Consider the following 7,385-nt stretch of genomic DNA (forward strand, 5'->3'; position numbering starts at 1 on the left):
GTGACTTTCTGCGGCAGCCGGACGGGCTTGACGATGCGGCCGCCCGCGGTGCGGGCGTGGCCGTCGTTGTAGACGCTGCCCCGTACCGGCGAGTGGACGGGAAGTCGGAGTGGCCGCTGCGGGAAGCAGGCGTATCGGCGACGGAGGTGCCGGGCCGGTCCCGGGGGATGGGCGCGGCCCTGGGAAGCTTGGGCCGCCTCCATCCCCCGGGGCCGGTCAGGGGGTGAGCGCGAGGGCGGTGAAGGTGTGGTCCGCCCACAGCCTTCGTGACGTCTCCTCCGGATAGGGGGCGATCGTGGGGGATGTGTCGAAAATGTGAGTGAGCCGCTGCGACGGTTCGTAGACGGGCCAGCCGGGGTCGCCGGATGCCGCAAATTCCGTCCACGCACGGCGGATCCTCGACGACAACTGATCGGCGGCGGTTGCGTCCCTGATGAGGAGGTCGGCGATACCGCCTGCGAGGTTGCCCCAAACCAGGGGGACGTCCAGGCCATGACAGGCGCCGAGACCGTTCGCGGACCAGGCCAGCTCGTACAGATGCACCGGGCCTCCCGCAACGGCCTGAGCCTCGGCGAGGTGCAGGGTCGGCATCCGGAACAGCCAGTCGGAGTGGACGAGTTCGTAAAGGGTCTCAGCAGGAGCGCCGGGGTGGGCGTCGCGGTAGGCCCTCGGGTCGGGAGCGAAGGTGCGCAAGGCGGTCGCGGCCTGCTCGTCCGTGATCTTGCCGAGGAGGCCGCCCATCGCGATGAAGAGGCGGTACTCGTCGCGGTTGTGCCCGGTGATCAGCGGGATGTCCCGGGCGGATCCGGCGGCGAGGGCCGCCCAGGGGGTTCGCGGCAGCACGTCGCCGTCCACGACCGGGGAGAACGGAGTCGGGGTATGTGCCACCGGTCCCCACTGCGGATACCGCGCCATGGTGGCGGCGACGGCGTCCACGGATTCCATCAGACGGACGGGAGGGATTTCAGCGAGAGCCTGGCGAATCGGACGAACCCCGGCCTTGGCGGCGATCACGGCACTGATGTCGTCCGCCAAGGCGGCGGAGAAGAATGTGCCCGGGACGCTTTGCGCGATGGCACGGTGGAACAGGCCCGACGCACGCGGCATCGCGAGCAGGGCCGCGATGGAGCCCGCGCCTGCGGACTCGCCGAAGACCGTGACATTGCCCGGGTCGCCGCCGAAGGCCGCGATGTTGTCGTGGACCCAGGCGAGCGCGGCGACCTGGTCCAAGAGGCCGCGGTTGGCGGGCGCGCCCTCGATCTGCCCGAACCCCTCCATGGCCACGCGGTAGTTGAACGTCACCACGACGACACCGCCCTCGCGGGACAGCACCGCGCCGTCGTAGCCGGGATCGGAGGACTGGCCGATGAGGTAGGCGCCGCCGTAAATCCACACCATCACCGGGAGGCCCCCGGCACCTGGATCGGGTGTCCAGACGTTGCAGGTCAGCCAGTCGTCACCGGTCGTCTGCGGGATGCCGGGCGCGAGCGCCGACGACTGCGGCGGGGCGGGTCCGAACGCGGTGGCGGGCCGGGCTCCGTCCCACCGCTCCGGCGGTTCGGGCGCGGCGAAGCGTAGCGGGCCCACGGGGGGACGGGCGAAAGGGACACCGCGGAAGACGGCAAGGCCGTCCTCGCGCACCCCACGCACGGCGCCGTACGCGGTGAGCGCCTCGGCGGTCATGGGCCGCCCGTCCTTGCACGACAACACATGCTCGAGATCCTTCCGGTCGGATGCGGCTGCGGCCACGGGTTCTTCCGCTCGACGGAAGCGGTGCTGACGGACCCCCGGACCACCGGCGATGGTCGAGCCACCACAGCACCGCACCACAGCCATCCTCCACACGCGGAAGGGCAACGTCATCCAACGATCGGGCGGCTATCAGGCGTCCGGCGGGAGGCGGGACGCGCCACTCGGCGCGCCGCGCACCCCCCGCCGGACGCGCCCGCTGTCGGCGCCACAAAGGTGCCCCCGGCCTCTCGGGCGCCCCCGATCCGCACCCGCCGCGCCGGTCCGCGCCGGTCCGCGCCGGTCCGCGCCGGTCCGCGCCGGTCCGCGCCGGTCCGCGCCGGTCCGCGCCGGTCCGGGCTGGCACGCGCCGGTCGTCCGTGGCGGTCCGAGCGGTCCGAGCTGGGGCGCCGGGGATATTGCGCGCCGGGCCGCCGGGGCGCGCAGGTCTGCGGACGGCGTGTCGGTATGGACCGGGAGTGTCGGGCAGTGCGGGGGCGTGTTGGTCTGTGTCGGGGCGAGGTGGGGAGCGGTGAGTGGGGTCGGGCGGAGTGGCGTTGGGGCTTCTTGGCGAGGCGGTGGTTGGTGTGAGGGCGGGTGGATGCAAGGGGTGGGGTGACCTTTGTGGATCGAGGCGGGAGGATGCGTGGCCGCTGAGGGCGAGATGGAAGTTCTTGTTGAGGGGCGGGTGGAGCTGGCCGATGGGGTCGTGGGGTTGACCCTGCGGGCGGTGGACGGTGGGGAGTTGCCGGCTTGGCGTCCTGGTGCGCATGTCGATGTTGTTCTCGGTGATGGGCTCGTCCGGCAGTACTCGTTGTGCGGGGATCCGGGTGACTTGCGGACGTGGCGGCTGGGAGTTCTGAAGGAGGGGCTTGGTTCGACGGTCGTCCATGAGCGGGTGCGTCCGGGGGACAAGCTCGTGGTGCGGGGGCCGCGTAACAACTTCGCGCTGGAGGATGCGTCCGGTTACCTGTTTCTCGCCGGCGGGATCGGTATCACGCCGATACTCCCCATGGTGGCCGCCGCCGATGCGGCAGGGGTCGAGTGGCGGCTCGTTTATGGGGGGCGGCGACGGTCGGCCATGGCCTTCTTGGATGTGTTGTCCGCCTATGGGGACAAGGTTGAGATTCGCCCCCGGGACGAGTTCGGCCTGCTTGATCTTGACGCTGCACTGGCGGCGGCCGCGCCTGGGACGCTTGTCTACTGCTGCGGGCCGGAGCCGATGCTCGCTGCGGCCGAGGAACGATGTGCCGTCCTGGCCCCGGGCTCGTTGCGCACGGAGCGGTTCACGCCGAAGCCGGTCACGGGGCCGAGCGAGGCGTTCGAGGTCGAGCTCGCGTTGAGCGGGCGCACGCTGACGGTCGAATCCGGCCTGTCGATCTTGGAGACCGTGGAGAAGGCGGGCGTCAACGTCCTGTCGTCCTGCCGTGAAGGGACGTGTGGGACGTGCGAAACGCCCGTTCTGGAAGGCGATCCCGACCATCGTGACTCGGTCCTGACGGAGGCGGAACGCGCGGACGGGAGTTTCATGATGATCTGTGTCTCCCGCGCCCGCGGCTCACGGCTCGTCCTCGAACTCTGACTCGCGCGTTTCCTCCGCTTCCTGCGTGGAAGAGGTGGAGCGCGCGGATGGGAGTCTCATGATGATCTGTGTCTCCCGCGCCCGCGGCCCGCGGTTCGTCCTTGAACCTTGACCTGCGCGTTCATGCGCCGCAGTTGCTCTGTGCCCTGCGCGGAAGGGGACGCGTCGCGCGGCTGGGCGGGTGGTCGCCGCGATCGAGGCGAGAGAGGGCTGCCACGTGCGTCGGATGCCGCATCAACCGCCTTAGGTGCCAGCGGGTCATGACGACCCGGGGCGGGTTTTGCGTCCGCTACCGGGCCGTCCTTGATCACTGTTATCGGCGAATGGCTCTACCTACGTTGAAGCTTGAGTCAGGGCGTGTTGGAGGGTGGTTAGGCGGTCGGTGCGCATGCGTTTTGTTATGGCTGCGTCCCTGATCATGGTTGAGCCGTGGAAGGTGCCTGGGTAGTGGTGCAGTTCGGTGGGGACGCCTGCCTGGATGAGGCGCTGGGCGTAGGTGAGGCCCTCGTCCCGTAGCGGGTCGAATTCGCAGGTGGTGACGTAGGCGGGTGGCAGGCCTGACAGGTCCTCTGCGCGGGCGGGGGCCGCGTACGGGGACACAGAGTCGGTGCCTCGGACGCCCTCGCCCAGGTAGTAGTCCCAGCTCAGCTCCGCGTTGCGCCGGTGCCAGATCGGGGTGTCGGTGAACGCCCGCATGGACGGGGTGTCGAGGCGGTCGTCCAGTTCGGGGATGCCGAGGAGCTGGAAGCACAGTGCGGGTCCGCCGCGGTCGCGGGCCATCAGGGCGACGGCCGCGGACAGTCCGCCGCCCGCGCTGTCGCCGCCCACCGCGAGCCTGCCGGGGTCGATGCCGAGTTCGGCGGAATGGGCGGCCGCCCAGGTCAGGACGGCGTAGCAGTCGTCCAGCCCGGCGGGGAACGGGTGCTCCGGGGCGAGCCGGTAGCCCACGGACAGGACCACGGCGCCGACCTCCGCCGCGATGGAGGTCGCGTCGTCCTGGGCGGTGTCGATGCTGCCGATGACGAAGCCGCCCGCGTGGATGTGCACCAGTCCCGGCAGGTCGCCGTCCCGGTCCGCGGGGGCGTAGATCCGCACGGGGACATCGGGTGCGCCCTCGGGCCCGGGGACGTGCACGTCGCGGACGTCCACCGGGATCGGCGGCACGTACTGCGGCTTGCCGAACATCTCCACCTCGTCCCTGCGGATCTGCTCGTACTCGCTGATCACGATCTGCGGGATCGTCGAGATCCACGGGACGAGTTCGGGATCGTAGGCGTACGTCACCTCGGGGCTCCTCTCGGCGGCTGGCTCCAGTCTCGGCTCCCGCGCTCCTCTTGCCCAGGGGCCGGGCAGCGGAGATCACCCGCCGGATTGTGCCGCCATCTCGGGGCGCCGGGGGCGGCGGGCGCCCAACTTCGCCGTCGAGACGCGGTTTTGCTGATCTTGGGGCTCGGTGTGTTCTGTGGCGAGGGGGCGGGACGGGCGTCTGTGTCGGGGAGAAGACACGTTGACGACCTGGGCTGATCTGCCGGTTCGGGGCGGTCGAGGCGGCTAGGCTGGCCGCACATTTCGCCACAGTGAAGGGCAGGCCGCAATGAACCGCAGCGAACTGGTCAGGGCCGTGGCGGAACGTGCGGGGAGCGACGAGGCCGTGGGCCGCCGCCATGTGGACGCCGTGTTCGAGGTCGTGATGGAACGGGTGGCCGCCGGCGAGCGCGTCACCGTCACCGGGTTCGGGACGTTCGACAGGCTGTCCCGCCCGGCCCGCACTGCCCGCAACCCGCGCACCGGGGCGCCGATCGAGGTGGCCGCCGCGGAGGTTCCGCGGTTCCGTTCCGGGCAGACGTTCCGCACCCGGGTCGCGGGAGGCGCCGTCGTGGCGGCCGAGGAGCAGGCCCTCGCGGCGGCTCCGCAGGAGGCGGCGGACGGCGTCGTGGCCGAGCCGGCGAGCCCCACAGAGCCCAAGGCCGCCAAGAAGGCGAAGAAGAGCGCGAACTCCAGGAAGGTGCCGAAGAAGGCGAAGGCGATCAAGCTGGATACCTCGTCGGCCGCGAAGAACGCCAAGGACGCCGAGAACGGCGCGAGCGCGAAGAGCCTGAAGAACGGCAAGAGCGCGAGGGCCGGCAAGGGCGCGAAGCCTGACCTGAGCGCCAAGAATGGCGCGGGCGCGAAGAGCGGCGCGAGCGCCAAGAGCGCCAAGAGCGCTAAGAGCGGCAAGAAGAAGCAGGTCAAGGGCAAGGGGCGCGTCAAGGCCGGTAAGTAGGCCAGGGTCAGCCGCGGATCGAGACTCGGGTCACGCCGGGGACGGTCCGGGCCAGGACGTCGGCGATCTGCTGTGCGGGCTCGTCCGTGGTTCCGCGCAGTTCGACGGCGCCGTCCCGGACCGAGACGTCCCAGTGGGCGCCCTCCGTGCCGTACTCGGTGATCGCGGCGAGGACGTCGTCGCGGATCCGGGCGTCGTCGCGGGCCAGGATCGCGATGAGGTCGCGGCGGCTGACGATGCCCACGATGGTGGAGCCGTCCAGTACCGGGACGCTCTTGATCCGCGTCTTCATCATCATCTCGGCGAGCGCGGCCACGTCGCCGTTGGGCCGGGCGGTCTCCACGTCCCGGGTCATGACCTCCTCGACGAGGCGCGGCGCGGGGGACGCGGTGGTCGCCACGGGGCGCACGAAGGCGCGCGGGTCGTGCTCGAACACGCCCTGCAGGAGGTCCATCTCGCTGACGATGCCGGCCAGGCGCCCCGGCTCGTCCACGACCGGCAGCGCGGTGACGTTGTGCTCGTGCAGGACGCGGATGGCCTGGCGGACGGTGGCCGTCCGCGGGATCGTCACGACGGGCGAGGTCATCGCCTCCCGGACCAGCATGGCGTGTTCTCCTTCCGGCGAGGACGCCGTTGACCTACCCGGGCAGGGGCACCCTGACCCTTGCGTCCAGGATCACCCGGCGGGCGCCGCAGACCCAGGGCCCTTCGTCCCGGAAACCGTCAGAAGAGGGTCGGCGGCTCAGCCGGCTCCGGCTCGGGCAAGGGCGCGAGCCCCGGTACCCGCTCCCGCACCTCGTCATGGAAGCGGCGGGCGAGCGGCAACGCGTCGGCATTGTCCGGCGTGTGGATGAAGATCGTCGGTGAGCGTCCCTCGTCCAGCCACTCGGCGGCCTTCGCGACCCAGTACTGCCATCCCTCGACCGTCTGCTCCGTGTCGTCCCGGCCGAGGTAGCGGACGATCGGGCGGTCGGTCAGCGCCACCGACCGGCGGGGCACGCGGGGCTTCTTCGTCCACGCGTCCCGCTCCGCGTCGCTGCCCGGACGGCTCCGGAAGAACGCGGTGGTGTCGAAGGGCACCCACTCGGCCTCGGCGCCCGCGAGGACCCTTTCGAGGTCGCGCGCGCATCCGGGCTCCTCGAAGAACGCGCGGTGGCGCACCTCGACGGCGTAGCGGTGCGTCCGGGGCAGGCGGCGCAGGAAGCCCCCGAGCGTCCCGAGGTCCGCCGGGCCGAACGACCCCGGGAGCTGCACCCACAGCGCGTGCGTCCGGGGACCGAGCGGCTCGATCGCCGCCAGGAACGTCCGGAGGTCGTCGTCGAAGCCGGTCAGGCGCCGCTCGTGCGTGATCGACCTCGGCAGCTTGAGGACGAAGCGGAAGCCGGGGCCGGCCTGCTCCGCCCACGACTCCGCCGTGCTCCGCGACGGTGTCGCGTAGAAGGTCGTGTTGCCCTCCACCGCGTTGCACCAGCCCGCATACGCGCGCAGCCGCGCACCGGGCGGAAGCGGATGGGGAAGGAAACGCCCCTGCCACGACGGATGCGTCCACATCGCGCACCCCACATGAAGCCGCATGAACCCGACGCTATCGCTTCGCCGGCCCCCTCACCTGCCGCTCCGCCGGGCCTTGAACTCCGCGCGCCCGGGCCGCGTACCTCCACGCGTAGCTCGGGAAGTCGGATCTTGGAGGACCCATGAGGGCGAGAAAGAGTCGTGTGCGCACCGCGGTCACGTGGACCGCGGTGGCCGCCGGATCCGCCGGCCTCGTGGCCGGCTCGCTGTACGTGGTGCGGATGCCGGGCCGGTCCGGCG

General features: G+C 71.3%; 6 protein-coding genes. 2 read left to right on the forward strand and 4 right to left on the reverse strand.

Annotation, left to right across the window (positions count from 1 at the left end; genetic code table 11):
* Positions 1-216 precede the first annotated feature (216 nt).
* Positions 217-1,863 (reverse strand): carboxylesterase/lipase family protein, encoded by a 1,647-nt coding sequence (locus tag IEZ03_RS22410; protein WP_221480790.1) that lies wholly within the window; start codon positions 1,861-1,863, stop codon positions 217-219.
* A gap of 511 nt (positions 1,864-2,374) precedes the next feature.
* Here IEZ03_RS22410 and IEZ03_RS22415 point away from each other — a divergent pair.
* Positions 2,375-3,310 (forward strand): PDR/VanB family oxidoreductase, encoded by a 936-nt coding sequence (locus IEZ03_RS22415; protein ID WP_229808490.1) that lies wholly within the window; start codon positions 2,375-2,377, stop codon positions 3,308-3,310.
* A gap of 333 nt (positions 3,311-3,643) precedes the next feature.
* On the opposite strand, the gene IEZ03_RS22420 is transcribed toward IEZ03_RS22415, so the two are convergent.
* Positions 3,644-4,594 (reverse strand): alpha/beta hydrolase, encoded by a 951-nt coding sequence (locus IEZ03_RS22420; RefSeq protein WP_184885836.1) that lies wholly within the window; start codon positions 4,592-4,594, stop codon positions 3,644-3,646.
* A gap of 310 nt (positions 4,595-4,904) precedes the next feature.
* On the opposite strand from IEZ03_RS22420, the gene IEZ03_RS22425 reads away from it, so the two are divergent.
* A complete protein-coding gene (locus IEZ03_RS22425; protein WP_184885834.1) occupies positions 4,905-5,573 on the forward strand; it encodes an HU family DNA-binding protein in 669 nt (222 codons plus the stop codon).
* A 7-nt stretch (positions 5,574-5,580) separates the two neighbouring features.
* Here IEZ03_RS22425 and IEZ03_RS22430 read toward each other — a convergent pair whose 3' ends face one another.
* Positions 5,581-6,177: a CBS domain-containing protein gene (locus tag IEZ03_RS22430; RefSeq protein ID WP_184885832.1), complete on the reverse strand. Its 597-nt coding sequence runs from the start codon at positions 6,175-6,177 to the stop codon at positions 5,581-5,583.
* 119 nt (positions 6,178-6,296) lie between these two features.
* On the reverse strand, positions 6,297-7,148 hold the full coding sequence (locus tag IEZ03_RS22435; RefSeq protein ID WP_184885830.1) for a DUF72 domain-containing protein: 852 nt from the start codon (positions 7,146-7,148) through the stop codon (positions 6,297-6,299).
* Between the last annotated feature and the right edge of the window lie 237 nt (positions 7,149-7,385).

The organism is Actinomadura livida (assembly GCF_014648675.1).
Taxonomy (GTDB): domain Bacteria; phylum Actinomycetota; class Actinomycetes; order Streptosporangiales; family Streptosporangiaceae; genus Spirillospora; species Spirillospora livida.

What these genes read in the sequence shown, in the direction of transcription:
- IEZ03_RS22410 (WP_221480790.1), bottom strand. Translation starts at nt 1,863, where the DNA reads ATGACGTTGCCCTTCCGCGTGTGGAGGATGGCTGTGGTGCGGTGCTGT.
- IEZ03_RS22425 (WP_184885834.1), top strand. Translation starts at nt 4,905, where the DNA reads ATGAACCGCAGCGAACTGGTCAGGGCCGTGGCGGAACGTGCGGGGAGC.
- IEZ03_RS22430 (WP_184885832.1), bottom strand. Translation starts at nt 6,177, where the DNA reads ATGCTGGTCCGGGAGGCGATGACCTCGCCCGTCGTGACGATCCCGCGG.
- IEZ03_RS22435 (WP_184885830.1), bottom strand. Translation starts at nt 7,148, where the DNA reads ATGCGGCTTCATGTGGGGTGCGCGATGTGGACGCATCCGTCGTGGCAG.